The sequence below is a fragment of the Micromonospora haikouensis genome (assembly GCF_000876225.1).
Lineage (GTDB): Bacteria > Actinomycetota > Actinomycetes > Mycobacteriales > Micromonosporaceae > Micromonospora > Micromonospora haikouensis.
Genome location: NZ_JXSX01000003.1, coordinates 712,736 through 739,241, shown reverse-complemented (window position 1 = coordinate 739,241; position 26,506 = coordinate 712,736). Strand labels below are relative to the sequence as shown.

Annotated in this window: 21 protein-coding genes and 1 pseudogene; 9 read left to right on the top strand and 13 right to left on the bottom strand. The window is 74.0% G+C overall.

Annotation, left to right across the window (positions count from 1 at the left end; translation table 11 throughout):
• Positions 1 to 3: 3 nt before the first annotated feature.
• From pulA to TK50_RS24885, 4 genes are all read right to left on the bottom strand, one after another.
• Positions 4 to 5,505 carry a pullulanase-type alpha-1,6-glucosidase gene (gene pulA / locus TK50_RS24900; RefSeq protein WP_043967592.1) on the bottom strand — a complete coding sequence of 1,834 codons (5,502 nt, stop codon included), beginning with the start codon at positions 5,503 to 5,505 and terminating at the stop codon, positions 4 to 6.
• A 207-nt stretch (positions 5,506 to 5,712) separates the two neighbouring features.
• Positions 5,713 to 6,471 (bottom strand): cellulose binding domain-containing protein, encoded by a 759-nt coding sequence (locus tag TK50_RS24895; RefSeq protein ID WP_043967590.1) that lies wholly within the window; start codon positions 6,469 to 6,471, stop codon positions 5,713 to 5,715.
• Positions 6,472 to 6,615: 144 nt separating this feature from the next.
• Complete coding sequence (locus tag TK50_RS24890) at positions 6,616 to 7,005, bottom strand: hypothetical protein (protein ID WP_043967588.1); 390 nt, start codon at positions 7,003 to 7,005, stop codon at positions 6,616 to 6,618.
• A 78-nt stretch (positions 7,006 to 7,083) separates the two neighbouring features.
• Positions 7,084 to 7,818 carry a hypothetical protein gene (locus TK50_RS24885; RefSeq protein ID WP_043967587.1) on the bottom strand — a complete coding sequence of 245 codons (735 nt, stop codon included), beginning with the start codon at positions 7,816 to 7,818 and terminating at the stop codon, positions 7,084 to 7,086.
• Positions 7,819 to 7,866: 48 nt separating this feature from the next.
• Here TK50_RS24885 and TK50_RS24880 point away from each other — a divergent pair, with 48 nt between their 5' ends.
• From TK50_RS24880 to TK50_RS24855, 7 genes are all read left to right on the top strand, one after another.
• Positions 7,867 to 8,070, top strand: coding sequence for a hypothetical protein (locus tag TK50_RS24880; RefSeq protein ID WP_229404981.1), 204 nt, complete (start codon positions 7,867 to 7,869; stop codon positions 8,068 to 8,070).
• Positions 8,071 to 8,397: 327 nt separating this feature from the next.
• A complete protein-coding gene (locus TK50_RS24875) occupies positions 8,398 to 9,582 on the top strand; it encodes a helix-turn-helix domain-containing protein (RefSeq protein WP_043967584.1) in 1,185 nt (394 codons plus the stop codon).
• 205 nt (positions 9,583 to 9,787) lie between these two features.
• Positions 9,788 to 10,024 carry a hypothetical protein gene (locus TK50_RS24870; protein WP_043967582.1) on the top strand — a complete coding sequence of 79 codons (237 nt, stop codon included), beginning with the start codon at positions 9,788 to 9,790 and terminating at the stop codon, positions 10,022 to 10,024.
• A complete protein-coding gene (locus TK50_RS34215; RefSeq protein WP_158499192.1) occupies positions 10,021 to 10,188 on the top strand; it encodes a hypothetical protein in 168 nt (55 codons plus the stop codon). The genes TK50_RS24870 and TK50_RS34215 overlap by 4 nt, the downstream gene beginning before the upstream one ends.
• The gene (locus TK50_RS24865; RefSeq protein ID WP_043967580.1) at positions 10,181 to 11,338 is read left to right on the top strand and encodes a helix-turn-helix domain-containing protein; all 1,158 of its coding nucleotides are present in this window, start codon (positions 10,181 to 10,183) and stop codon (positions 11,336 to 11,338) included. Before TK50_RS34215 ends, TK50_RS24865 begins: the two co-directional genes overlap by 8 nt.
• Positions 11,335 to 11,730, top strand: a complete 396-nt coding sequence (locus TK50_RS24860; protein WP_043967578.1) for a helix-turn-helix domain-containing protein — start codon at positions 11,335 to 11,337, stop codon at positions 11,728 to 11,730. The genes TK50_RS24865 and TK50_RS24860 overlap by 4 nt, the downstream gene beginning before the upstream one ends.
• A 221-nt stretch (positions 11,731 to 11,951) precedes the next feature.
• Positions 11,952 to 12,995: a glycerophosphodiester phosphodiesterase family protein gene (locus TK50_RS24855; RefSeq protein ID WP_241774113.1), complete on the top strand. Its 1,044-nt coding sequence runs from the start codon at positions 11,952 to 11,954 to the stop codon at positions 12,993 to 12,995.
• A gap of 12 nt (positions 12,996 to 13,007) precedes the next feature.
• Here TK50_RS24855 and TK50_RS24850 read toward each other — a convergent pair whose 3' ends face one another.
• Positions 13,008 to 13,667, bottom strand: coding sequence for a DedA family protein (locus TK50_RS24850; RefSeq protein WP_043967576.1), 660 nt, complete (start codon positions 13,665 to 13,667; stop codon positions 13,008 to 13,010).
• Positions 13,668 to 13,908: 241 nt separating this feature from the next.
• On the opposite strand from TK50_RS24850, the gene TK50_RS24845 reads away from it, so the two are divergent.
• A complete protein-coding gene (locus tag TK50_RS24845; protein WP_043967575.1) occupies positions 13,909 to 16,764 on the top strand; it encodes an aconitate hydratase in 2,856 nt (951 codons plus the stop codon).
• 63 nt (positions 16,765 to 16,827) lie between these two features.
• Here the strand turns inward: TK50_RS24845 and TK50_RS24840 are convergent, their stop codons facing one another.
• From TK50_RS24840 to TK50_RS24805, 8 genes and pseudogenes are all read right to left on the bottom strand, one after another.
• Positions 16,828 to 17,436 (bottom strand): GTP-binding protein, encoded by a 609-nt coding sequence (locus TK50_RS24840; protein WP_043967574.1) that lies wholly within the window; start codon positions 17,434 to 17,436, stop codon positions 16,828 to 16,830.
• Positions 17,417 to 17,803, bottom strand: a complete 387-nt coding sequence (locus TK50_RS24835; RefSeq protein WP_043967572.1) for a DUF742 domain-containing protein — start codon at positions 17,801 to 17,803, stop codon at positions 17,417 to 17,419. Before TK50_RS24835 ends, TK50_RS24840 begins: the two co-directional genes overlap by 20 nt.
• Before the next feature lie 5 nt (positions 17,804 to 17,808).
• Positions 17,809 to 18,231 (bottom strand): roadblock/LC7 domain-containing protein, encoded by a 423-nt coding sequence (locus TK50_RS24830; protein WP_007072006.1) that lies wholly within the window; start codon positions 18,229 to 18,231, stop codon positions 17,809 to 17,811.
• A gap of 109 nt (positions 18,232 to 18,340) precedes the next feature.
• Complete coding sequence (locus TK50_RS24825; protein WP_043967570.1) at positions 18,341 to 20,935, bottom strand: sensor histidine kinase; 2,595 nt, start codon at positions 20,933 to 20,935, stop codon at positions 18,341 to 18,343.
• A 97-nt stretch (positions 20,936 to 21,032) separates the two neighbouring features.
• A pseudogene (locus TK50_RS35630) lies at positions 21,033 to 22,741 on the bottom strand (prenyltransferase/squalene oxidase repeat-containing protein).
• Positions 22,738 to 23,652 carry a terpene synthase family protein gene (locus TK50_RS24815; RefSeq protein WP_229404989.1) on the bottom strand — a complete coding sequence of 305 codons (915 nt, stop codon included), beginning with the start codon at positions 23,650 to 23,652 and terminating at the stop codon, positions 22,738 to 22,740. Before TK50_RS24815 ends, TK50_RS35630 begins: the two are co-directional and overlap by 4 nt.
• A complete protein-coding gene (locus TK50_RS24810; RefSeq protein ID WP_082106555.1) occupies positions 23,649 to 25,028 on the bottom strand; it encodes a cytochrome P450 in 1,380 nt (459 codons plus the stop codon). Before TK50_RS24810 ends, TK50_RS24815 begins: the two co-directional genes overlap by 4 nt.
• Before the next feature lie 162 nt (positions 25,029 to 25,190).
• Positions 25,191 to 26,105, bottom strand: coding sequence for a GNAT family N-acetyltransferase (locus TK50_RS24805; protein WP_043967568.1), 915 nt, complete (start codon positions 26,103 to 26,105; stop codon positions 25,191 to 25,193).
• Between the two features lie 105 nt (positions 26,106 to 26,210).
• Between TK50_RS24805 and TK50_RS24800 the strand changes: the two genes are divergently transcribed.
• On the top strand, positions 26,211 to 26,456 hold the full coding sequence (locus TK50_RS24800) for a DUF2630 family protein (RefSeq protein ID WP_043967566.1): 246 nt from the start codon (positions 26,211 to 26,213) through the stop codon (positions 26,454 to 26,456).
• Positions 26,457 to 26,506 lie beyond the last annotated feature (50 nt).

Genomic DNA, 26,506 nt, shown 5'->3' with positions numbered 1-26,506 from the left:
GGGTCAGCGCTGCACGAAGACCGCCACGCTGCGCGCCGGCACCGTGAACGTGCCGCTGCCCCGGTCGAACGAAGCGGTGCGCAGCACCGGATCGGCCGAGGCGCGCAGCACCGGGTGCAGCGCCACGTCCGACCCGCGCAGGCCGGGCACGGTCTGCGTCGCCGCCTGTGGGGTCGCGTTGAACACGACGGTCACCGACCGCCACTGTCCGCCGAGCCCCCGGGCGTCGAGGGTCATCGTGAGCACGCCCGGCGTCTCGGCGGCGCCGGACAGCGGGAACGCCACCCGCTTCTGCACCTGCTCGGCGGTGTCCAGCCCGAACACCGGCGACGACTCGCGCACGCGCAGCAGCTCCGCGTACCGGGCGTCGGCCAGGTCGATTGCCGCGCAGTCCGGCACCAGCTTCGGATCCGCCAGCAGCGGCTTCGCGTACGGCCACTTGTCCTGGTTGTCCTGCGCCGGGGGCAGGCCCGCGCCGAACCCGTTGCCCTGGGCGCAGTCCCAGCGGATCTGGTTGAACCAGTCGCCGGAGTTGTAGGAGTTGCGGTCCAGCGACTTCGACCGCAGCCGCTCCGAGCCGGCCGTCACGAACCCGGTGCCCTGCCCCATCACCACCGTGGCGAGGGCGAGCACCTGCATCCGGGCCCGGTCCGTCGCCGAGGTGGCCTGCGGCAGCTTGTACGCCAGCGCGTCGTACAGGATCTCGTTGTCGTGCGCGTCGACGTAGGTCACCGCCTCGCCCGGCGCGGCCGTGTAGCCGGCCGGCGAGCCGTTGTAGTCGACCTGGCCGCCGGTGACCTGCCTGCCCGACGAGTCGGTGAACCGGTAGCCGCGCAGGTTGCCGGTGAGCCCCACCTTGATCAGGTCGTGGGCGTGCAGCAGCCGGGCCTTCTGCTCGGCGGCCGAGCCGTTGACCGGGTCGCCGTTGGGGTCGGTGAACAGGCCGGAGGCGAAGCCCTGCACGCGCGGGTTGGCGTCGAACGGGCCGCCGCCGCGCACCGCGTCACGCAGCCGGTCGTTGAAGGTGCCGATCCCGGTGCCGGCCATGTTGGCCTGGGTGGCCTGCGTGAACCGGGCGTCGTCGGCGACCTCGCCGAAGTTCCAGCCCTCGCCGTAGAGCAGGATCCTGCGGCCGTCGACGCCGTCGCGGGCGAGGGTGAGCTTGTCCAGGGCGGCGCGTACGGCCAGGATGTTCGCCTTCGGGTGGTGGCCCATCAGGTCGAACCGGAAGCCGTCCACCTTGTACGCCTTGGCCCAGGTGACCAGGGAGTCGACCACGAGCTTGCCCATCATGGCGTGCTCGGGGGCGGTGTTGGCGCAGCACGTGGAGTTGGCGACGGCCCCGTCGTCGAGCAGCCGATGGTAGTAGCCCGGCACCACCTGGTCGAGCACCGACTTCGCGTCGGTGCCGGCGGCCGAGGTGTGGTTGTAGACGACGTCCATGACGACCCGCAGGCCCGCGCCGTTGATCCCGGCGACCATCCGGCGGAACTCGGCGGTGCGCGCCGCCCCGGCCGGGTCGACGGCGTAGCCGCCCTCCGGCACGGTGTAGTGCAGCGGGTCGTACCCCCAGTTGTAGCCGTCGGTGTCGGCGACGGCCGCGACGCAACGCTGCTGCTCGTCGGAGTCCGGGGGCAGCGCGGCCAGGTCGCACGCCGGCTGCTGCTGGTCGGCCCGCCGCTCGGGGATGGTGGCGAAGTCGAACGCGGGCAGCAGGTGCAGGTAGTCGACGCCGGCGTCGGCGAGCGACCGCAGGTGCTTCATGCCGGCCGTGTCCGGGTCGGTGAAGGCGAGGTAGGTGCCGCGCCGCTCGGCCGGCACGCCTGCGTCGGCGACGGAGAAGTCCCGCACGGAGACCTCCTGGATCTGCGCCTTCGCCGGGGGCACGGCGGCCGGCTTGCGCAGGCCCGCCCAGCCGGCCGGCGCGAGCGCCGGGTCGGTCAGGTCGACGAGCTGGCTGTGCGTGGAGTCCGGGGCGAGGGCCACCGAGTACGGGTCGGTCACCGAGGCGGTGACCATCCGCTGCGCGGCCGGCTGCCACGCGGACACCCGGTACCGGTAGTACTTGCCGGTCCAGCCCGGCTCGCCGCGCACCGACCACACGCCGGTGCGGTCGTCGCGGCGCATCGCCACGACCCGTGGCGCGGCGGTCGGGGTGTCGGACAGCTCCAACGCCACCGACCGGGCGGTGGGCGCCCAGACCGACAGGGTGGGCACCCGGCCGGCGAAGGTGGGGCCGAGCCTGGCGCCGGTCGCGGCGGCGTAGACGTCGTCGAGCACGCCCGGGACCTGCACGCCGGTCGCGCCGAGCAGCGCGCCCTCGGCGTCCCGCTCGGTGACCACGAGCTGCCCGCGCAGCGCCGCCGGCACCTTCGCCAGGTCGGCCCGGTCGAGGGTGAAGGCCCGGTAGGCCCACAGGTGCGGGAACCGCGCGCGCTGGGCCTCGGTGAGCCCGTTGTGCTGGGCCCGCAGCGGCAGCGAGGTGTACGTCCCGGACAGCTCCCCGTCGACGACGCTCACCCCGCCGGTCGGGGCGGCCACCAGGGCGTACGTCCGGCCGTCGGTTTCGCCGGTCTGCCAGGCGACGGTGGACCGGTCGATCCACTGCGCCCGCTGCTTGGTGATGTCCACGTCCCTGGATACCCCGGACGAGGTCGTCGGCAGTAGCCGGCCCGGCGTGGCGGCGAGCAGCCACACCTCCCGCCCGGCGGTGGCGAAGTCGAGCCGCTGGTCGTCCGGCAGGTCCTTGGTGTCGCCGTTGTGGACGATGTAGCTCAGGCCGGTCGCCCCGGCGGCCAGCGGCACCCGGAAGACCGCGCCGAAGGAGTCGACCTTCTCCGGCTTCAGCGGGCTGGACCAGTCGGTGGGGTTGGCCGCGCCGTCCCACAGGTGCAGGCCCCAGCCGTCGTAGTTGCCGTCGGCGCGGCGGTAGTGGATCAGCGCGGTGTCCTCGGCGACGGGCGGGTCGGGCTCGCCGGTGGCCGCCTGCCGGCTCGGGTAGAGCGCGGCATCGCCCTGCTTCACCCACACCTCGCCGGTCTGCGTCACGTCGACGGTGCGGTCGGCGGCGACGTCCTTGTTGCCGGCGGAGTCCACCACGAGGAAACCGACGGACTTCGCGCCGGGCTTCAGCTTCACCCAGGCGAACCGGCCGTACGAGTCCTCACCCGCGAACGGCTGCCCCTTGGGCCACTCGGTGACGTACGCGGGGTCGATGTCGCCCCAGGCGTACAGGCCCCAGTCGGCGTAGCCGCCGGCCGGGCGCTGGTAGTGCACCACCACCCAGTCCCGCGACGCGCTCTGGGCGGGGGTGCCGACCGTGGCGGTGGAGCGGGTGGCGGCGACGCGGCCCCGGCCGTCGCGGACGACGGCCTTGTACTCGACCTTCGTGCCGCCGGCCAGGCCGGTCAGGTCGTGGTGCACGGTGTACGGGGCGGTGTGCGCGCTGCCCAGCAGGGTCCACCGGCCGCCGGCGACCCGGGCGGCGACGGTGACGGTGGCGAGGGGGTCGCCGGTGACCTGGGCGGTGACGGCGGCCCGGGTGGCGACGGGCGTGCCCGGGGCGGGGGCGGTGATGGTGATCGTCGGCTTCGCGGCGGCCTGTGGGATGGCCCTGGCGGCCCGGTACACCACGGCGGACATGGCCGGCACGGTGAGGGTGAGCTTGCCGTCCGCCCCGGCGGTCGGCGTGCCGGTGCCGCCGTGGATGCCGGCGAACGCGGTGCCGGGCGACCAGGTGTCCACGGTGACGGTCTGCGCGGTGTCGGCGTTGTTGACGGCGACGACGTACTCGACGCGCTGGCGGGGGTCGATGCGGGAGAACGCGAAGACGCCGGGGCCGTCGGCGGCGTACCGGGTGACCTGCACGCCGTCGCGCAGCGCCGGGTGGGCCTGGCGCAGCGCGCCCAGCCCGGCGATGGTGCGGTAGAGCGGGTGCGTCGGGTCGTACTGGTCGGCGGCGTGGGTGCGGTCGGTGCCGATCAGGTCGTCGTCGAGGTAGTCGGCCGTCTTCGAGGCGAACATGTCCTGCCGGGCGTCCTTGTCGCCGCCGGGGCCGGTGAAGCCCTGCTCGTCGCCGGAGTAGACCACCGGCTGCCCCCGGGTGAGGAACATCAGCTCGTGGGCGAGCGTGGTGCGGCGCAGCTGCGCGGCGTCGTCCCCGCCGGCCGCGGCGACGAAGGAGCCGATCCGGCCCATGTCGTGGTTGCCGAGGAAGGTGGTCAGCCGGTTGGCGTCGGTGTCGCGGGCGGCGTACAGGTCGTCGCGGGCGTACACGTCGGCGAGGGCCTTCGCGGAGCCGCCGGCGGCGGTGTAGCCGCGCGCGGCCTCCTGGAAGGCGAAGTCGAGGGTGGCGGGCAGGCCGCCGCGCCGCACGTAGGTGGAGGTGATCTCCGGGTCGGCGCTGTAGACCTCGCCGAACATGAAGAAGTCCTTCTTGCCCGCCTTCTCGGCCGCGCGCTCGATGCCACGGCTGAACTGGGGCCAGAACTCCAGGTTGGCATGCTTGACGGTGTCGAGCCGGAACCCGTCGACGCCGGTCGCGCCGATCCAGTCGCCGTAGACCTTGGTGAGCCCCGCGACGACCTCGGGGCGCTCGGTCCACAGGTCGTCCAGGCCGAAGAAGTCGCCGTACTCGCTGTTCTCGCCGGCGAAGGTCGAGTCGCCCCGGTTGTGGTACATGGTGGCGTCGTTGAGCCACGCCGGGACCTTGACCTCCGCGTCGGCCGGGCTGTCGAAGGTCGGGGTGTACGGGAACGAGTCGGCGTTCACCTTGGGGAAGCCCCGGGTGCCGTCGGCGTAGTTGCGGTCCTCGAAGGCGCGCCCCTGCGCGTCGGTGTACGGCGCGGTCTTCTTGTCGATGTAGGCGTACTTGTCCTCGGCGTACTTGATGACGTCGGCGGTGTGGTTGACGATGACGTCGAGGTAGACCTTGATGCCCCGCCGGTGCGCCAGCTGCACCAGCTTCTTCAGCTCCTCGTTGGTGCCGAAGTGCGGGTCGACCTGGGTGAAGTCGGTGATCCAGTAGCCGTGGTAGCCGGCGGAGACGTCGTCGCCGGTGCCCTGCACGGGCCGGTTCTTGAACACCGGGGCGAGCCAGATGGCCGTCGTGCCCAGCCCCTGGATGTAGTCGAGCTTGTCGATGACGCCCTTGAGGTCGCCGCCGTGGTAGAAGCCCTTGTCGGTGGGGTCGAGGCCGGTGGACAGCCGGTCGCCGGTGAGGCCGCCGGCGTCGTTGCGGGGGTCGCCGTTGGCGAACCGGTCGGGCAGGACGAAGTAGAACTGCTCGGCCCGGGTGTCGTCGTTGCCGGCGGCGAGCAGGGCCTCGGTGGAGGGCTCGGCGCGCCACTGCACCGCGCCGGCGGCGGCGAGAGGGTCGGCGCGGGTGCCGCCGTCGGCGGCGTCGCCGCCGAGCTGGCGCACGGCGACGGGCGTGCCGACGAGGGCGAGGGTGAGGGCGGAGACCAAGGCGAGCATCGCCTTACGGGGCATAGGCGGGGGTTTCATCGACGGCCTTCCTATGGTCGTGATTGGCCCGCACGCTAGCTCTTGCCGAAACGTTCTGCAATACCTTGCAAACGGAGTCGCAACAAAGCAGTCATCTTGCAAGCGCCTGCGCACGGCAACGCGCACGCGGGCCCTGGGGGACGGGCAGCCGCGTGCGCACGGCACAGGAAGGAGCCGGCCACGGCCGGTGACGATCGAGGGGGTCGGTCAGCGCAGGCCGGAGCAGCCGGCCCCATCGACGGTGCAGGTCGTCGGGCGGGTGGCCCGCGTCTGGTCGAAGTGGAACCGCAGCGGCACCGACGCACCCGGGGTCAGGTCGACGCCGCTGGTGAAGGTCCACGTGTCGCCCGAGCGGCTGATCCGGCCCTGCGGGGCGCCCTCGATCCAGGCGGTCACCAGGTGCGCACCGGGGAAGGTCATCCGGACCGTCCAGCCCCGCTGCGACCGGGACTCGTTGCGCACCAGCACCTCGCCGATGAACGCGCCGTCGTAGGAGTTCATCACCCGGTACGCGCCGCTGACCGACGGCGACGCGGGCGGCCTGGCCGGGGTGGTCGGGGCGGGCGGCTCGGGTTCGGGCGCGGGCGGGGCGGCGGGCGGCGGGGCGGCCGGCTCCGCCGGCAGCGGGCCGGCGCCGCCCTCGCCGACCGGGGTCGTCGCCACGGCCTGCCCGGCGGGCTGCGCCCCGCTGGGCGACAGGGTCGAGCGCGGGGAGAGACCCGGCACCACCGGCGCGGGCGGCTCGGTCACCGACCGGCTCACCGTCGGCGGCAGCGTCGGCAGCGGCATCGTCCACTCGGGGGCCGGGAACGCCTCACCGACGGGACCCCGGCTGCGGTACGTGCCGAGCGCCACGAACAGCAGCACCACCATCACCACCACCCCGACCGAGACCACGATCCAGGGTGAACTGGCGATGGCGGCGTTGGTCCCAGGGGTGGGTTGCGCGCGACGTGTGCCCGACATGTCCCTCCCTCATCGGTCCCGCCGGGAGAGCGTAGCGATCTACGGCAATGTCGGAAAGGGCCGGAGCCCACTGAACCGTCCTAACAGTCCAGTGAGCCCGGTTCCGGCGATGCCGCGGGCACCCCGAAGGTCGCCGCGACGCGGTCAGGCGGTGCGGATCACCGTACAGATGGCGGGGCCGTCGTCGGTACTCCGTAGCAGGTAACGGTACCGCTCGCCAGGAACGCGCTGTCCCCGGCCGTCCAGGAACTCCCACTCCACCGCGACCTCGGTCAACAGCGCGGAGACCGGCTGCACGTCCCCGATCACCGCGTGCGCCGCCACCAGCTCACGCTCGTGGTAGTCGGGGGCCGCGCCGACGAACGACAGCGCCACCGCCGCCGGGGACGCGAACGAGAAACTGTAGGTGTCGGCGACGACCAGCCCCGGCAGGGCGTAGCAGGCGGCGACCGCCGCCACGTCGCCGGTGGTCAGGGCCACGCCGTACCGGTTGAAGAAGTCGGTCAGCGCGTCGAGATCGGTGGATGCTGTCACGGGGACTGTCAGTTGCCGGGCGTCCGCCCCGACAAACCCCGTCGGCGGCGGCACCGCGCAGCGCGCCGCCCCGGTCGCTCACCGTGGCGGGATCCGCACCTCGATCTCGGCGCCGAGCTGCGCCCCGCCGGTCAACCCCAGGTCGTCTCCGCTCCAGAACCGGCCCGGGTCGTACCAGTTCGGCCGGCGGCCCGCCGGCAGCAGGCCCATCGCCTCGTACGTCACCGCGACCACCTCGGCGCAGTACGCCGTCTCCAGCGCCCGGTCCCGCACCGCGACCCCGCCCGGCCGCTCCGCCGGGCCGGTCCCCCGCTCCGCCGGTTCGGCCGCCCGGTCCTGCGGGTCGGCCGCCCGGTCCCGCCGGCCGGGCAGCGGCAGCGGCAGCCGCACCTGCGGCACCCGGCCCCGCGCCCAGCGCCAGGCGAGCTGGGCGGTCGACGGGAACGGCGTGCCGTCGAGGCGGGCGACGGTGCGCAGCACCGCCTGCTCCATCGTCGCGTCGGCGGGCGGTTCGAGCTGGCGCAGCCAGGCCCGCTGGCCGTACCGGTTGGCCCAGACGCAGACCGCGTCCCGCAGGTCGTGCAGCTGCACCCCGCGATGGTGGGTGCCGGTCCACATGTCCGGCAGCGACCGGCCCAGCTCGGCGTGCCACATCAGCGGCGGCAGGTCGTCCAGGACCACCGCCATGCCGACATGGTTGACCGGGCTGTTGGTGGTGAACTGGATGGCGCGGTCGGGCACGCTGCGACCCCGGAACACCCACACGTCGCCGGTGCGGGTCAGCTCCACGGCCTCGTCCAGGCCGATGCTCATGCCGTCGCCCCGCCGTTCTGCTTGCTCATGAACGTCTACCCTAGGCGCATGCGGCAACGGATGCAGTGGTGGAAGTGGCTCGGGCTGGCCGGTCTCGCGGGTGTCGCCGCGACCGGCGTGGTCGTGGCCCGCGCCGAGCGGCGGCGACGGGCGTACACCCCGGAGGAGATCCGGGCCCGGCTGCGCGACCGGCACGCGGAGGCCACCGCCACCGGCGCGGTCGGCACCCCGCCGCCCGACAACCCGGCCTGACCGACGGACCGGCCTGACCGACGGGCCCGCCTGACCAGCGGAACAAGGTCACGCTCGATCACGGAAAGAGTGGCAACGTCCGGAATGGGAGGCCACTCGATCCAGGATCGAGCACGACCTTGGCCGGGTCGTCCCGGTTGACGGCGCTCCCCCGGATGCCGCTCGGTCTCCGGTTGGCGGCGCGCCCACAGTCCGTGGGCCACGACTGCCTCACTCGCATCGAGCCGGGTAACCGTACGGGGGCGTACCGTTGCAGACGGTGGAGCCGCCGGTGGTAGCGGGTCGACGGCTCACTGCCCAGACCGCTACCTGGGGAGAGGTGCCAGAATGTCGACCGACACCATCGGCACGCGCATCAAGTATTGGCGGGCACGCCGGGGTGGCATGACCCAAGCTGTACTCGCCGGCCTCGCCGGCCTTTCACAGCCGTACATTTCGCAGATCGAAGCCGGGCATCGCAGCATCGACAGCCGGTCCACGCTGATCGCCATCGCTTCTGCCCTACAGGTCACGGTCGCCGACCTGCTCGACCAGCCCGGCGATCCGACCGACCCGGCGAAGACCGGTGCCGCAGACGCGGTACCCGCCATCTGGGCTGCCCTGCTGGAGATCAGCGACGGTGACCGGCGCAAGCCCGCCGACAGCCGGGAACAGACTGTCGCGTCCCTCCATGCCACAAACAACCTGCGCCTCAGCGCCGACTACATTCGCATGGCCCGGACCCTCCCCGGGCTCCTCGCGGAAGCCTCCGCCCATGGCGGAGTCCTGCTCGCCGAAGCGGCCTACCTGACGTCGACCTGCCTGCGGCACCTCGGGCACCGGCACCTGGCCGTCGACGCGGCCCGCATCGCCCAGGCCGCCGCCGAGGACGTCGAGCACCACGCGTGGCGGGGCGCGGCCCGGTTCGCATACGCGCAGGCCCTGCCCGTCGAAGCAGCCGGAGTCGCCGCGCGCGCCGCCGGCCGGACCATGACCGACCTGCAACCACACGCCACGGACCGGGACGTGCGGCAGGTCCTCGGGCAACTACACCTGGCCGCTGCGCTGCGTTCTGCGGTCGACGGGCAGACCAGCACCGCAGCCGACCACCTGTCCGAAGCGGAGCGGGAGGCGGCGACCCTCGGTGACCCCCCACGGGACGGGGGGTTCAACACCATGTGCTTCGGGCCGACCAACGTCGTGCTGTGGCGAATGGCCATCGCCGGAGAGTCCGGTGACCACGCGGAAGTGATCGATCTGGCCCGGACCGTCAACGTGGATGCGCTACCGATCGCCAATCGCCGGCAGGCGTACTGGATGGACCTCGGGCGGGCCCTTGCGCAGTCCGGCCGCAAGGACCGGGAGGCGGAGGTTGCCTTCACCCGGGCAGAACACATCGCCCCGTCGCTGTTCATCCTGAACCCGCTCGCTCGGGACGCGGTGTCGGCAATGGTCCGCCGGGCCCGCCGACGGGCCGTGTCGAAGGAACTCAGGGTTCTCGCCCGACGCCTGGACATCACTATCACCGCATAACCGGTAGCAATACGTGAATGGCGTGGAGCCGCCTACTTTCTGTGATGGCGCGGCCACAGCACGGGAACCAGCCGCGCCGTGTCCAGCGAGGTAGAGCGGGCGCTGTTGCTTCCCAGGTGACAGGCCGCCCCCAGAAGCGCGGCGGCGGCCGGTCCTTCCACATGAGCAGCCGCTGCCACAAACCCGGAAGGCGTTAGGTGGCGGTATGGCGATCTGGTCGGAGCTGCGAAGCAGCGTGCGATGGCTACTACGACGATCTGACCCGCCCCCGCCGCCCGGGACCGGGCAGCGCATCCAGGCTGCCGAGCAGGCGGTCGCCCGTCGGCAGCTCCTCACCGACGCCCAGGCCGCGCGCACCACCCCGCAGCACTGCCAACCGACCGAGGTCGTCCCGACCGTGACTCTCGGCCACGAGTCCAACGACGGCAGGGCCGACCGGTGAGTCAGGTCGTCAGCGACCTGGAGGCGCCGTGGTGGCAGCGGGACCTGGACGCCCACCGGCAGCGCGACGGCCGGTGCCCGGTCTGCGGCACCCGGAAGCGGTGCTGGCCGTGGGCGAACGCCAACTCGGCGCGCATCGTGGCTCGGCTGGTGCAGGGTGGATGAGCTGCCGGTGGGTCGCCGGGTGGCGTACTGGCGGGGCCGGCGCAACATGTCGCAGCAGGTGTTCGCCGACCGGCTGGGCAGGTCGAAGTCGTGGGTGGACAAGGTCGAGCGGGGCGTCCGCGCCCTGGACAGGGTGTCGACCCTGCGGGAGGTCGCCGCAGTGCTGCGTATCGACCCGGATCTGCTGATCGCCCGCGACGGGGCCGTCGGGCCCGAGCGTGAGCCGGCTGCCGATGGCGTCGAGGTGGTCCGGGCCGCACTCACGCGCCATCCGGGCCTGCTACGCGCAACGGCCGCCCCGACCGATCCGGTCGTCTACCGGGCGCGGGTGGCGCACGCGGGTGCGACCTACGGGCACGGCCGGTACGTCGATCTGCTCCGGCTCGCCCCCGCCCTGCTCGTCGACGGGCACCGGCTCGCCGGTGGCGGGCAGGCCGAGCAGCTCCTCCAGGCGTACCGGCTCATCGCGTTCGTGCTGGTGAAGCTCGGCGCTGCCGAGCTGGCCTGGCTGGCCGCCGACCGGGCGCTGGCCGTTGCTGGCGACGATCCGGTGCTGGCGGCGCTCGCCGCCGTCCCGCTCGGCCAGGCCCTGCGCGCAGCCGGCCGGCAGCAGGCCGCGTTCGAGACGACCATCGTCGCCGCGCACCAGGTCGCCCCGCTGGAGCCGGGCGGGGGCACTGCCGCCGAGCGGGCGGCGTGCGCGGCGGCGTTGCTCCAGGCCGCGCTGGCCGCCGCTGAGGCCGGCGACCGATCGACGGCGAACGAGATGCTCGACGACGCCGCAGCGGTCATCGAGCCGGGCGGGCCGGAGCGGGCAGCAGTCGACGCCGCCCGGGTCGCGACCGCATCGATGCTTGGGGACGGCCGGCGCGCGGTCGTCGCTCACGAAGCCTTGGTCGGTGACCCGGGCTGGCAACGGCTGCCGATCGAGCACCGGGCCGCGCACCTGGTCGACGTGACCGGCGCGTACCTGCGTGTTGGCGACGCGGCCGGGGCGGGCGGGGCGCTGCTGCACGCGGACCGCCTGGTGCCCGCCGAGGTGCGGATCAGGCCCGCCGGGCGGACCGCGCTGGCCGGTGCGCTGGCCGCCGCGAGCCGGCCGGATCCACACCTGCTCGCGCTGGCGGAGGCCACCGGAGTGGCGCGATGACCGAGCACGCGGACGTACGCGAACTTGCCACGCTGGACCAGGTGGTCGCCGAGTTGGTAGCGCTGACGGCACCGGGCGACGCGGACCGGGTCCGCGCGCTGGCCGAGCAGGCTCAACGGGTGCCCCGGGTGTGGCCGGGCCAGAGCCTGCGCACCTACCGGCATGAGCTGACCCGGATGCGCGAGGAGCACGGCCTGTCGCTTGAGGTGGCTGCCGAGCGGATGGACTGGTCGACGTCGAAACTGCGCCGGGTGGAGCTGGGCGCGGTCGGGATCAGCGTCAGCGACCTGCGGAGGCTGGCCACGCTGTATCTGGCGGACCCGGCGACGGTGGAGCGGCTGGCGGAGCAGGCCCGGAGGGCGCGGCGGGCGACCCGCAGATCGCGGGCATGATCGGTCCCGGCCCGGCCCGGGCTGGGTTCGGGAGCGCGCGCCGCATCGACGCGGGCAGCTCCGGCGATCTTGCAGTTTCGGCCCCAGCAAAAGGGGCGAAGAGCCCATTTGAGGGGCCCAAACTGCAAGATCTGTGCACCGGGTGGGTGGGGCCATGGAGGCGTGGCGGGCGTGGGCTGGGCCGCTTGCCGGTGGCTGGTGCCCGCTGGCAGGCTGCTTCGGTGACAGAACGGGGAACGGGATCTGCCGCAAGTGACAGCGCGCCCGGGGGCGAGCGGCCGGGCCGGGGTCGGCGGTGGCGACGCCGGCTCGCGATCGCGCTGGCCGTCGTGCTGCTGGCCGCCGCCGGCCTGTACGTCGGCAACAGCTCCACACTGGCCGGTCGGCCACCGGGCGGGCCGTTCCTGCTGGCGCACCGGGGGCTGGCCCAGACCTACGACCTGGCCGGCGTCACCAACGACACCTGCACCGCCGAGCGCATCCACCCGCCGCAGCACCCGTACCTGGAGAACACGCTCGCGTCGATGCGGGCGGCGTTCGCGGCGGACGCCGACCTGGTGGAGTTCGACGTGCAGGTCACCCGCGACGGCCGCCTGGCGGTCTTCCACGATGCCACGTTGCAGTGCCGCACCGACGGCACCGGGACGGTCGGCGACCACACGCTCGCCGAGCTGCGCGGGCTCGACCTCGGCTACGGCTACACCAGCGACGGCGGGAAGACGTTCCCGTTCCGGGGCAGGGGGGTCGGGCTGCTCCCGACGGTCGAGGAGGTGCTGGCCGAGTTCCCCGGCCGGGAGCTGCTGATCCACCTGAAGGTCGAGGGGGCCGCCGAGGGCGAGGCGCTGGCCGACCTCCTGGCGCCGCTGCCGCAGCAGCGGCGCGACACCCTCACCGTGTACGGCGGCGACCTGGCGGTGGCCGCGTTCGCCGCCCGGCTGCCCGACGTCCGGGTCACCTCGAAGAAGATCATGCAGGACTGCATGGTGGCGTACCTGGCCATCGGCTGGACGGGGCACGTCCCCGACGCCTGCCGCCACCGGCAGTTGCACCTGCCGCAGCGCTACGGGCGGCTGATGTGGGGCTGGCCGAACCGGTTCGTGTCCCGGATGCGGGAGGCGGACACGCGGGTGATCGTGGTGAACGGGTCGGGCGAGTTCTCGGAGGGCTTCGACGACCCCGACGACGTCGACGCGATCCCGGCGGGCTGGACGGGCGGGGTGTGGACCAACCGGATCGACGTGGTCGCGCCCCTGCTGGGCCGGTGACCGGCCGCCGCGTCAGCGGTCGCCGGCGGTCGCGCCGACCGGCTCGGCCCCGCCGGAGGCGTCCGCCTGCTCCAGGCGGCGGGCCCGCCGCCGCAGCCACCAGGTGCTGCCGAGGCCGGCGAGCACGGCGAGGACCAGCCCCGCCCAGGAGATGTCCTTGAGCCAGTGCTCGGCGGCCCGGCCGACGCTGTAGAGCAGGTAGGTGGTGCCGAAGGCCCAGACCAGGCCGCCGGCCGCGTTGGCCAGCAGGAACCGCCGGTACGGCACGTGCAGCGCGCCGGCCAGGGGGCCGGCGAGGATGCGCAGCAGCGCCACGAACCGGCCGAAGAAGACGGCCCACACGCCGTGCCGGGCGAAGCTCTGCTCGGCGCGGGCGAGCTGCGCGGGGCCGAGGTGTTTCGGAAAGCGCCGGCCCAGCCGGGCGAGCAGGGGTCGGCCGCCCCGGCGGCCCACCGCATACCCGATGGAGTCGCCGACGATCGCGCCGAACGCCGCGGCGACGGCCACCCACTCGGGTTGCACGACGCCGGTGGCGGCGAGCAGGGCGGAGCTGACCAGGACGATCTCGCCGGGCAGCGGGACGCCCATGCTCTCCACGCCGATCACCCCGGAGACGATCAGGTAGACCGCGACCGGGGGCAGCGCGGTCAGCCAGTGCTGTACGTCGACCACGGCGCATCCCTTCAGGTCCGGCCTCGAACCCTACCCGGGTTGCCGGGGCGCGGCGGCCCCTCCGCCGCCGGGCCACCCGGGCGGGCGGTGCGGGCGCGTCCCGAAGCCTGGCGCGAGGTTGCGCGACTAGCAAGACGGACGTACGGTTTTGTTGCAACGGGAATCGCGGTAAGTGTCACCTAACCGGGGCGTCGCCCCGGCCGGTGCGACAGACTGCTCAGGACTACTCACGGTCGCTGGTGTGAAGGAGTACGACGTGGCGAGCCTCGACACCTTCGGTGCGAAGACCCAGCTACGCGTCGGAGACGCGAGCTACGAGATTTTCAAGATCAGCAAGGTGGAGGGGCACGAACGGCTCCCCTACAGCCTGAAGATCCTGCTGGAGAACCTGCTGCGGACCGAGGACGGCGCGAACATCACCGCCGACCACATCCGCCAGCTCGGCGGCTGGGACGCGACCGCCGACCCGAGCGTGGAGATCCAGTTCACCCCGGCGCGGGTGCTGATGCAGGACTTCACGGGCGTACCCTGCGTGGTCGACCTGGCCACCATGCGCGAGGCGGTCCGCGACCTCGGCGGCGACGCCACCAAGGTCAACCCCCTCGCGCCCGCCGAGCTGGTCATCGACCACTCGGTCATCGCCGACCTGTTCGGCCGTGAGGACGCCTTCGAGCGCAACGTCGAGCTGGAGTACGAGCGCAACAAGGAGCGCTACCAGTTCCTGCGCTGGGGCCAGACCGCGTTCAACGAGTTCAAGGTCGTCCCGCCGGGCACCGGCATCGTGCACCAGGTCAACATCGAGTACCTGGCCCGCACCATCATGGAGCGCGGCGGCCAGGCGTACCCGGACACCGTGGTCGGCACCGACTCGCACACCACGATGGTCAACGGCCTGGGCGTCCTGGGCTGGGGCGTCGGCGGCATCGAGGCCGAGGCCGCGATGCTCGGCCAGCCGGTCAGCATGCTGATCCCCCGGGTCGTCGGCTTCAAGCTGCACGGCGAGATGCCCGCCGGCACCACCGCCACCGACCTGGTGCTCACCATCACCGAGATGCTGCGCAAGCACGGCGTCGTCGGCAAGTTCGTCGAGTTCTACGGCCCCGGCGTGAGCGCCGTGCCGCTGGCCAACCGGGCCACCATCGGCAACATGTCGCCGGAGTACGGCTCCACCGTGGCGATCTTCCCGATCGACGCCGAGACCGTCCGCTACCTGGAGCTGACCGGGCGCGACCCGCAGCAGGTAGCGCTCGTCGAGGCGTACGCCAAGGAGCAGGGCCTCTGGCACGACCCGGCCGCCGAACCGGACTACTCGGAGCGCCTGGAGCTGGACCTGGGCACCATCGAGCCGTCCCTGGCCGGCCCGAAGCGCCCGCAGGACCGGGTGCCGCTGGGCAGCGCCAAGACGCTGTTCCGCTCGGCGCTGACCGACTACGTCGCCGCCGACGCCACCGGCGGCGACGCCGGCCGCAAGCCCGGCGTGCCGCAGCAGGAGAAGCCGTTCGGCACCGACGGCCCGGCCGACGAGGCGTCCGCCGAGTCCTTCCCGGCCAGCGACTCCCCGGCCAACGGGGTCAACGACCCGGCCGACGCGCCGCGCGACCTGGTCACCGCCGCCGTGGGCGCGGGTGGCCGGGCCAGCAACCCGGTCCAGGTCACCGGCACCGACGGCGTGGAGTACGAGCTGGACCACGGCGCGGTGGTGATCGCCGCGATCACCTCCTGCACCAACACCTCCAACCCGCAGGTGATGATCGGGGCGGCGCTGCTGGCCCGCAACGCCGTCGACAAGGGCCTGGCCCGCAAGCCGTGGGTGAAGACCACCCTCGCGCCGGGCTCGAAGGTCGTCATGGACTACTACGACCGCGCCGGCCTCACCCCCTACCTGGACAAGCTCGGCTTCAACCTGGTCGGGTACGGCTGCACCACCTGCATCGGCAACTCCGGCCCGCTGCCGGAGGAGGTCTCCGCCGCCGTCAACGAGGGCGACCTCGCCGTCGTCTCGGTGCTGTCCGGCAACCGCAACTTCGAGGGCCGGATCAACCCGGACGTGAAGATGAACTACCTGGCGTCCCCGCCGCTGGTGGTGGCGTACGCGCTGGCCGGCACGATGGACATCGACCTGGCCAACGAGCCGATCGGCGAGGACAGCGCGGGCGAGCCCGTCTACCTGCGCGACATCTGGCCCAACAGCGCCGAGATCCAGGACGTCATCGCCCAGGCGATCGGCGCGACCGGCTTCAGCGCCGCGTACGCCGACGTGTTCGCCGGCGACGAGCGGTGGCAGTCGCTGCCGACCCCGACCGGCGACACGTTCGCCTGGGAGGGCGAGAGCACCTACGTCCGCAAGCCCCCGTACTTCGAGGGCATGGCGAAGGACCCGCAGCCGGTGGCCGACATCGCCGGGGCCCGCGTGCTGGCCAAGCTGGGCGACTCGGTCACCACCGACCACATCTCCCCGGCCGGCTCGATCAAGGCCGACTCCCCCGCCGGGAAGTACCTGGCCGAGCACGGCGTGCCGCGCCACGAGTTCAACTCGTACGGCTCCCGCCGGGGCAACCACGAGGTGATGATCCGGGGCACCTTCGCCAACATCCGGCTGCGCAACCAGCTCGTGCCGGGCGTCGAGGGCGGCTTCACCGTCAACCACCTCACCGGCGAGCAGACCACCATCTACGACGCCTCCACCGCCTACCAGGAGGCGGGCGTCCCGCTGGTCATCCTGGCCGGCAAGGAATACGGCTCCGGCTCGTCGCGGGACTGGGCGGCCAAGGGCACCATGCTGCTCGGCGTGAAGGCGGTCATCGCCGAGTCGTACGAGCGGATCCACCGGTCGAACCTGATCGGCATGGGCGTCCTGCCGCTGCAGTTCCCGGTGGACACCACCGCCGAGTCGCTGGGCCTGACCGGCACGGAGACGTTCTCGATCAGCGGCGTGACCGCGCTGAACGACGGCGAGACCCCGCGCACGGTGAAGGTCAGCACCGACACCGGCGTCGAGTTCGACGCGGTGGTCCGCATCGACACCCCGGGCGAGGCGGACTACTACCGCCACGGCGGCATCCTGCAGTACGTCCTGCGCCGCATGATCGCCAGCTGAGCGCAAGAAAGGGCCCCTTGCCGGCGGATGTCCGTCGGCAAGGGGCCCTTTGCGTGTCGGGGCTCAGCCGCCGGCGGCGCGGCGGCGGGACTCCCGGATCTTCAGCGCGTGCTCCATCAGCGTGATGAGCACCTCCTTGCTCGACTCCCGCTGCCGCGCGTCACAGAGCAGCACCGGCACCCCCGGGTCGAGGTTGAGGGCGGCCTGCACCTCGTCGAGCCGGTAGCGGCGGGCGCCCTCGAAGCAGTTCACCGCGACCACGAACGGGGTGCCGCGCCCCTCGAAGTAGTCGATCGACGGGAAGCAGTCGGCCAGCCGTCGGGTGTCGGCGAGCACCACCGCGCCGAGCGCGCCGAGCGCCAGCTCGTCCCAGACGAACCAGAACCGGTCCTGACCCGGCGTGCCGAACAGGTAGAGCACCAGGTCGTCGCTGATCGTGATCCGGCCGAAGTCCATCGCGACGGTGGTGGTCGTCTTGCCCTCCACCCCGGACAGGTCGTCGATGCCGACCCCGGTCTCGGTGAGCACCTCCTCCGTCCGCAACGGTCGCGTCTCGCTGACCGCACCGACCATCGTGGTCTTGCCGACGCCGAAGCCGCCCGCGACCAGGATCTTGATCGCGGTGGGCAGCGGCACGGCTCCCGCCGGCCGCTCAGAGGGCCCGTAGTCCATTGATAACCGCCTCGAAGATGCTGTCGTCGGGAAGGCCCGCAGTCGTCCGCGGCTCGCGTACCTGCACGAGGTCGCGCGCCATCAGGTCGCCGAGCAGAACCCGGATCGTACCCACCGGCAGGTCCAGGTGGGCGGCGACCTCCGCCACGGACTGGATCCGCTGGCAGAGCGCGACGATGGCCAGGTGCTCCGGGCCCAGCCCGACCTCCGGTGACACCTCCGACCGGGTGGCCGTCACCAGGGAGATCAGGTCGAACGTGCCGGTGACCGGGCGCGCCCGGCCACCGGTCACCGCGTACGGTCGGACCACCGGCCCGGCGTGGTCGTCGACCCACCGTTCCTCCGTGGACTCCCCCGGCACCGTCATGGCGGCTACTTCTCGCCGACCGGCTGCTCGGGAAGCCGGGTCGGGGAGGCCACGTACTTGCCGACCCGGGTCACCAGCATGGCCATCTCGTAGGCGATGAGGCCGACGTCGGCGTCCTCGGAGGCCAGCACCGCGAGGCACGCGTTGCGGCCGGCGGCGGTGACGAACAGGAACGACGACTGCATCTCGATGATGGTCTGCTGCACCTGGCCGCCGCCGAACCGCTTCCCCGCGCCCCGGGCCAGGCTCTGGATGCCGGCCGCCATCGCGGCGAGGTGCTCCCCGTCGTCCCGGCTCAGGCCCTGCGACGAGGCCATCAGCAGGCCGTCTGTGGAGAGCGCGACCGCGTGCTCGGCCTGCTTCACCCGGCCGACCAGATCATCCAGCAACCACGTCAGATCGGCACTCGAAGCCGTCTTCTGCCCCACTCGTCGTCCTCTTCTCCCCCGGCTGGTGTCGCCGTTTGTCGTCTGGGACCTGCCGTCCCGCCACGGGCGCGGGTCGTCCGCGCCGCCTCACGTAGCCTCGTGCTCGTCCTCAGGTCGCCTCGTGCCCGTCGGCGTCGTCGCCGGAACCGCCGGTGGGCTCCGCGCCGCCGGCCCCACCGAGCAGGCGGGCCGCGTCGGTGCGGCCCCGTCGGGTGCCGCGCTGGTAGGAGCTCATCATCTTGAGGACCTGCTCCGGCACCCGGACCGTGTCCTCCTCCTCGTCGGGCTGCGCGGCCGGGTCCTCGCGCAACTCCGGCACGATGTTGGCCTGTCGCACGCGCACCGGCAGCCCGGAGCCGGTCCGCTGCACCGGCGCGGGCGCCGGGGCGGGGGCGTCGGGCGCGGTCTCACCGTCGGTGGTGGTCCCGGCGGGCCGCTCGGCCGGCTCCGGGCGCTCCACCGTGGAGCCCGGTGCCGCACCGCCGCCGGCCGGCCGGGGCGTGGTGATCGGGAGCCCGGTCGGCACGGTCGGCGCGTCCAGCGCCGACTGCCCGGCGGGACGCCGGGAGCGTACCGGAAGCTCGGTCTCCCCGCCCGGGGCGGCCGGTGCCGGGCCGGCGGTGCGGGGCCGGGCGCGGGTGGGCAGGCCCGGCGTGCCGTCGTCCTCGACGGACGGCCCGGCGGCCGGGGCCGTCGGGGCCTCCGCCAGGGCCACCGGTGCGACCGGGCGGGCCGCCGGCCGGTCGCCCGACGGGCCCGGCCGGGCCGCCACGACCGGCGCGGACGGGTCGGTCCTGCCGGTGCGCCCGGGTCCGCCGGCCCCGCCGGAGTCGGTCACCAGCTCCGCCGGAATCAGCACGACCGCGGTGGTGCCCCCGTACGCCGACTCCTTCAGCTGCACCCGCACGCCGTGCCGGTCGGTGAGGCGGCTGACCACGTAGAGGCCGAGCCGGGCGGCGTTGGCCAGGTTGAGTTCGGAGCGGTCCACGATCCGGTGGTTCGCGGCGGCGAGGTCCTCTTCGCTCATGCCGAGGCCCCGGTCCTCGATCTCGATGACGAAGCCGTTGGCCACCGCCTGGCCGCGCACCTCCACGGTGGTGTGCGGCGGCGAGAACGACAGCCCGTTCTCGATCAGCTCGGCCAGCAGGTGGATGATGTCGCCGACCGCCCGGCCCGCCAGCGAGACGTTGCCCAGCGGCAGCACGTTGACCCGGGTGTAGTCCTCCACCTCGGCGACCGCGCCGCGGACCACGTCGACCATCGGGACGTTGCGCCGCCAGGCCCGGCCCGGCGTGGAGCCGGAGAGCACGATCAGGTTCTCGGCGTTGCGCCGCATCCGGGTGGCGAGGTGGTCGACCCGGAACAGGTCCTCCAGTTCCTCGGCGTCCTGTTCCCGGCGCTCCATCGCGTCGAGCAGGGTGAGCTGGCGGTGCACCAGCGCCTGGGTGCGCCGGGCCAGGCTGAGGAAGACCTCGCGGACGTTGCGGCGCAGCTCCGCCTGCTCGACGGCGGTGCGCAGCGCGGTCTCCTGGACCGCGTTGAACGCCTTGCCCACCTGGCCGACCTCGTCGTCGCCGAACTCCAGCGGTGGGGCCTCCCGGGCCACGTCCACGTCCTCGCCGTGACCGAGCCGCTCCACCACGCTGGGCAGCCGGTCGTTGGCCAGGGTGAACGCCGCGTCGCGCAGCCGCTCCAGCTGCCGCAGCAGCACCCGGGCCGTGGTGATCGACACGATGATCGACGCGACGACGGCGAGCAGGCCCAGGCCCGTGGCGAGCACCAGGCGGATGATCACCGTGACGGCGACCGGAGTGGCCCGCTCCACCACGTCGTCGCCGCCGGCGATCACGACCTGGCTCCACTGGGCCAACGCGGGTGCCACCGCCGCGTCCCAGTCGGTGGCCTCGAAGCCCAGCCGGGGGTCGGCGCCCCGGCCCTCCAGGATGCCGTCCTCCAGGTCGCGCAGGTTCTCGAACGCCTCGCCGCCGACCATCGCGTCGTAGCGTTCCCGGTCGGCGGCGGGCAGCCGGCTCACCGCCAGGTCGGCCGCGAACCGCTGCGCGCCGATGAGCTGGGCGAGCTGGGACCGTTCCGCCGCGGTCATCCGCCCCGCCGAGAGCGCGCCGGTGAGCATGGCGTCCTCCTGGGACAGCAGCTCACGGGCGCGGTTGAGCTCGATCAGGGCGGTGGTGTCCTCGCCCACCTGCTGGTCGTCGAGGAGGCCGAGGGCCGAGTAGACGTCGAAGATGGACCGCACCACCTGCCCGTACGCGGCGAGGGTCGACGACCGGTCGACGCTGCGGGCGTCCACCCCGGAGCGGGTCTCGCCCAGCCGGGACAGCTGCCCGTAGACCGCGTCGAGGCGCTGCTTCAGCGTGTCGCTGGCGGCGACGGTGGCCCGCCAGCTGGTGGACGACTCGCGGAACGTCGACGCCAGCTCGTCGGTGCGCCGCCGTTCCGCGCCGAGCGCCTCCCGCCGCGTCTCGTCCGGCCGCCCCAGGTAGGCCAGCGACAGCTTCCGTTCCCGCTGGAGCTGGAGCACCAGCGCCTCGCTCGGCTCGGACACCGACTCGTTGAGCGCCTGCACCCCGAGCAGGTTGGCGCCGTCCCGCAGGGTCACCCACGCCGCGAAGGCCCAGAGCGCGACGAGCGACGCCAGCAGAGCGACGATTTTCGTACGGAGATTCGTACTGCGGGAACGCATCACACCGTCCTGGCCGGCTGTTCGGGGGGCTGCCGGAGCGCGTGTGGCCGGTACACCGTCGACCACGCGCGCACGCTAGCAGTGTCGGTTTGTTCACTCAAGCGGCACTGATCAAGGGGGTCCTGCCGTACCCGGGCCCGGTGAAGGCGTCACCAGAGGCCCCGGCGCGGACGAGATGACGGGCCGCGGCGACGGCGGCGCGGACGATCACGACGGGGCGGTAGAGGTCCTTGTCGTGCCAGAGCGCGGGCGCGCCGTCGCGTCCCTCCATCGTGGCCAGGTAGCGCCGTGCCCGCCCCAGCGCCGCCTCGACGGCGGCCGGCGCGGCGGACCGGGCGGCGCGCAGGACCTGCACCGCGTACGCGGTCTCCTCGACCGTGCCGCCCCACCGTCCCCAGGAGCCGTCGGCGCGCTGCCCGGCGAGCACCCAGTCGGCGGCCCGGGTCACCGCGCCCACGGCGGCCGGGCCCCGGCCGTGACCGGCCAGGGCGAGCACCGCGCAGCTCGTGGCGTAGTAGGGCGAGGCGTGCCAGCGGTCGGTCCACGCCCCGTCGGACGACTGCCGGTCGGCGAGCCAGCGGGTGAGCCGCCGCGTCACGGCGGTGAGCCGGGCGTCGGCCGGCGCGCGGTGGGCCAGGTGCCAGCCGAACGCGTCGAGCACGTGGGCGTTGGTGGTGACCGACGCGCCGTCCTCCCCCGGCCAGGTGCAGAAGTGCTCACCGGTGTCGTACCCCCAGAGGCTGGCCGGGTCGACGGGGCGGCCGAGGCGGGCCAGCGCGTAGAGGGTCACCGCCGTGGTGTCGGCGTCGGCGGGCAGGCCGGGCGCGGTGGCGGTGCCGGCGGGGCCGACGGTGGCCGCGAGCCCGGCGAGCAGCCGGGGCGGCACGGGCAGCGTCATGCCCGCCCGGCTCAGGGTGCTCAGCGACCAGGCCCGTTCGAAGACGGTGATCCCGGTCGCGCACGGCACCGGGCCGCCCTGCTGGCGGGCGACGTCCTCCAGGTAGGACATCGCGGCGGCGGCACCGGGCCCCGGCCCGGGCCCGCCGAGCCAGGCGGCCGTCGCCGCCGGGGACGCGCCCACGGTGCCGGGCCCCACCGGGGTCACCCCGGCGGCCCGCCGGGCCGCCGGGCCGGCCACCTCCAGGGCGTGCAGCAGCTTCTCCGGCAGCGGGCCGCCGGAGGCGACCAGCGCGCGGACCCGGTCGAGCCGGGCGTCGTCCAGCCCGGACGGCAGGGGCAGCGGGCCGGCGTCGCGCCAGGTGGCGAGGCCGGGCGGCGGGTCGGCGCGCACCGCGTCGAGGTGCGCGGCGACCGAGCCGACCAGTGCCGGGACGGTCAGGTCGGTGGCCGGCAGGTCGGGCGGCGAGAACGCGGCCGGGCCGGCGAGCCACCGGTGCAGGGCGCGCAGCCCGCCGTCGACGGCCCGGCCCAGCCGCTCGGCGACGCGGGTGCCCGCGAGCCGGTCGGCGTCACCCCGGCGCAGCGCGGTCAGCAGTGCCTCGGTGGCGCTCAGCGTCGGCACCAGGGCGTACCCCTGCGGGCCGCCCCACGCGCCGTCGGGGCGCTGGCCGGCGAGCAGGTACGCGACCCGCTCGGCGTGGTGCGTCAGCCACGGCGCGAGGCTGACCAGGCGCGCCGTCTCGTACACCGACGCGGAGGACTGCCCGCCCGGGGTGAGGGTCATCGCGGCGACCAGCTCGCGGGCGTCCGCGGCGGACTCCGGGTCCCGGGTCGGCCGGTCGGCGCGGCCGCACGCGGCGGCCCGCTGGCGGACGAGGGTCACCGCTGCCCCCGGAAGATCGTCACCGCTGCCCCCAGAAGTCGGCGGAGCGGTAGAAGCCGCTGCTGAAGCCGATCTGCCGGGCCAGGTACGCCGCCTGGAGCGGGCAGCCGCCCGCCAGCGGGGCCAGCAGCTCGGTGCACCGCTCGACCAGCTCGACGATGCGCTGGTCGACCTCGGCGCGGTCGTCGACCAGCAGCAGCGCGTTCAGGTCGCCCCATTCGAGGTCCCGCTCGTAGGTGGCGAGGTCGTTGACGAGCCGCAGCACCCGCTGCACCTCGTCGCTGACGGTCACCAGCCGGTCCAGCCGCCGGTGGGTCTCCGCGTCGCCCGTCCAGATCCAGTGCGCGACGTTGACCACGGTGCAGGCGAGGTTGTCGGCGTTGGCGAGGTATTCGGTGAAGCCCGGCAGCGGCGCGCCGTCGCGCTCCCGGGCGGTCTTCCAGTCCCACTCCCGGGCCATCGCCGTCACGGTGCGGCGCACCGCCGCCCGCCAGGCGTCGCCCAGCTCGGCGAAGGCCGGCACCGCCGCGAGGTCGTCGCGCAGCTCGGCGAGCAGGCGGCCGAGCGGGTCGTCGGCGTCGGGACTGGCCCCCTCGGCGACCGCGAGGGCCCCGGCCACCACCCGGTCGACGTCCGCCCGGGACTTCGCCAGGTAGTCGATCCGCCAGTCGAGGGCGAAGCCCCAGAGCACCATCCGGTTGGTCAGCCGCAGCTGCTCGGCGGTGCACCAGGGTGCGCCGAAGGCGATGGCCAGGGCGATGTTGCTGAACAGCGCGGCGTCGAAGGCCCGGCCGGCGAACAGGTCCGGGTAGCGGGCCGCCTGCCGTTGCAGGTCGCGCTGCCCCTGCGCGGCGAGCGCGCAGATGCGGCCCTGCTCGGCGGCGGCGGAGAGCTGGTCGGGCAGCACCGTGGACGGTGGCGTGACGACGTTCACGCGACGGCCCCGGTGCGGGCGGGGCGCACGTCCAGCTCCACGCGGTCCCGCGTGCGCAGCGCGGCGGCGAGCTGCACGGCGGGCAGCCGAGGGCTGCGCACCCGCAGCCGGTAGCGGGCCAACAGGTTCGCCACGATGAGTTGCGCCTCCAGATAGAACAGGTGCATCCCCAGGCACTGGTGCGGGCCGCCGCCGAAGGGGAAGAAGGCGTAGCGGTGCCGGGCCCGGACCCGATCCGGGGTGAACCGCTCCGGGTCGAAGGTGCCGGGGTCGTCCCAGTAGCGGGCCAGCCGATGGGTGACCAGCGGGCTGACCAGCACCGTCGCCCCGGCCGGTAGGCGTACGCCGCCGAGCGTCGTCGGCCGCAGCACCTGTCGGGGCGCCAGCCAGGCCACCGGGTAGAGCCGGATCAGCTCGTCGAGCACCATCCGGGTGTAGCGCAGCCGCGGCAGGTGCTCGGGGCCGACCGGATGGCCGCCCGCCACCGAGTCGATCTCCTCCTGCAACCGGGCCGCGACCTCGGGCGAGCGGGCCAGGTGCGGCCAGAGCCAGGTCAGCACGTTGACGGTCGTCTCGGTGGTCACGGCGACCATGGCCACGGTGTCGTTGCGGACCTGCCGCTCGTCCAGCGGTCGGCCGTCGGCGGTGCTGCCGCGCCACAGCGTGGCGATGACGTCGTCGCCGTCGCTGCCCCGCGCCGACCGGACGATCGGCACCAGCACGTCGTCGATGCGCCGGGCGGCGTCGCGGAACGCCCGGTCGCCGGGCATCGGCAGCGCCAGCGGGACGAACGGCGCCAGCACGCGGGGGATCACCGAGGTGGCGATCGCGTCCTGCGCCCGGATGAGGCGCAGCGCGTCGGCGACCGAGATCCGGTCGCCGAAGAACGTCTCCATGATCGCCCGGCACACGATCCGGGTCTGCTCGGCGCCGATGTCGACGGGCCGGCCGGCGTGGGCCGGCGCGTCCAGCTCGGCGACCGCGTCGGCGATCGTGGCGGCCATCCGGTGCAGCACCGACTCGACCCGCCGGGCGGTGAACAGCGGCTGGAGGATGCGCCGGCTGTCCGACCACACGGGACCGTCACCGAGGATGCCGTCGCCGAACAGCCGGCGCAGCGGGCCCCAGAACGCGCCGTCGCCGGACCGGCCGAAGTTGTCGGCCCGGTCGCCCAGCACCTGCTGCACGTGGTCGGGGTCGGTGACCAGGTAGGGCCGGAACGCGCCGACGTTGAGCCGGACCACCTCGCCGTCGGCCCGCTCGCCGAACCCGACGAGAGCGCGGACGGGGTCGCGGAGCAGGCCGGGCGCGACGTGCCGCAGCGGAACGGATCTCGCTCGCCGAGCACGGGTGGGGGCCGGGTGTGGGGTTACCACGTGTGGTGCACTCCCCTGATCAACTGTGCGTCGCGGAACGACCGTGGAAAGTAACGGTCCCGCCCGAGCATGCCATTGAGCAGGTCAACTTCTCCAGGGGAGAGAGGAATAATTTTCGCGAGCGACATTCCCCGCCGCCACAAGGGACCCGTCGCGGGCCTCCTACCTGGGCAGATCCCGCCGGTACCGCCACTGCGCCGCGATCGTCCGGTAACCGAGCGTGGCGTTGAGGCCGAGCATCGCGGCGTTGCCGGCGTCGTTCACGGTCACCGAGTGCCGGAACCCGGCCGCCGCCGCCCGCCCCAGGGCGGCCTGCTTGACCAGCCGGGCCAGGCCCCGCCGGCGGTGCGGCCGCCGGGTGCCGGTCATCCCGCACCGGTGGTCGTGGCGGCTGTCGGTCAGCCCCACCGTGAACGCGGCCACCTCGCCGTCCACCATGGCCACCGTGGTCAGCTCCCGGTCCAGGTCCGGGCGGTGCCAGTACGCCGCCAGCCAGTCCGCGTACCCGATCTCGTCCATGCCGACCTCGCCCGGCTCGTCGCGCGAGACGTCCAGATCGGCCTCGTAGAGCAGGCGCGGGTCGGGCAGGTCGGCGGCGGCGAGCAGCCGGACGCCGGGCTCCGGCTCCGGGGGCGGCGGCGCTGCGGCCAGGTCGCACCGCAGCAGCAGGGACCGCCGGCCCCGCCGGTAGCCGTGCCGCTCGGCGAAGGCCAGGTCCGCCGGGGTGTCGTCGACCATCGCGTACGCCGTGGTCGCGCCGAGCCCCGCGAGCCGCTGCTCGGCGGCGGCGAGCAGGGCCGCCCCCGCGCCCCGGCCGCGCCGCTCCGGCCGGACCGTCAGGTTGACGAAGCCCAGCCCCGGCTCCGCGCTCTCGTGCAGCAGCCCGGTGCGGGCCACCCCGGCCGGCACGCCGTCGACCTCGGCCACCAGCGCGCCGAACCGCTCGGGGCCCAGCGCCCGGGCGGCCTGCCAGCGCAGCAGCTCCGGGGTGGCCAGCAGGTGCGGCAGGCCCGCCCGCAGCACCTCGCTCACGGCGTCGGCATCGGCGTCGGCGAACGGCCGTACGGTCAGCGTCATCGCGTGGCAACGTACCGCAACGTTCCGGGCTCCGCGACCCCGTCCGCCGGCCCGACGCGCGGGAGAAGCGGGCGCGGCCCGACCCGCTGTGCCAGGCTCAGGGGCATGGACGACAAGACCATCCTGAACCGGATCTCCGAACTGGTCGACGAGGAGCACCGGCTCCGCGCGGCCGCGCAGACGAAGGAGTCCGGCACCGCCGACGAGCAGGATCGGCTGCGCGAGTTGGAGGAGTCCCTGGACCAGTGCTGGGACCTGCTGCGCCGGCGGCGGGCCGCCCGCCAGGCCCACGGCGACCCCGAGGCCCAGGGCGTACGCCCCGTGCCGGAGGTGGAGCGCTACCTCCAGTGACGGCGGGGCGGCCGGCGACTGCGGGCCGCCCCGGGCCCGGTGCCCCCGGG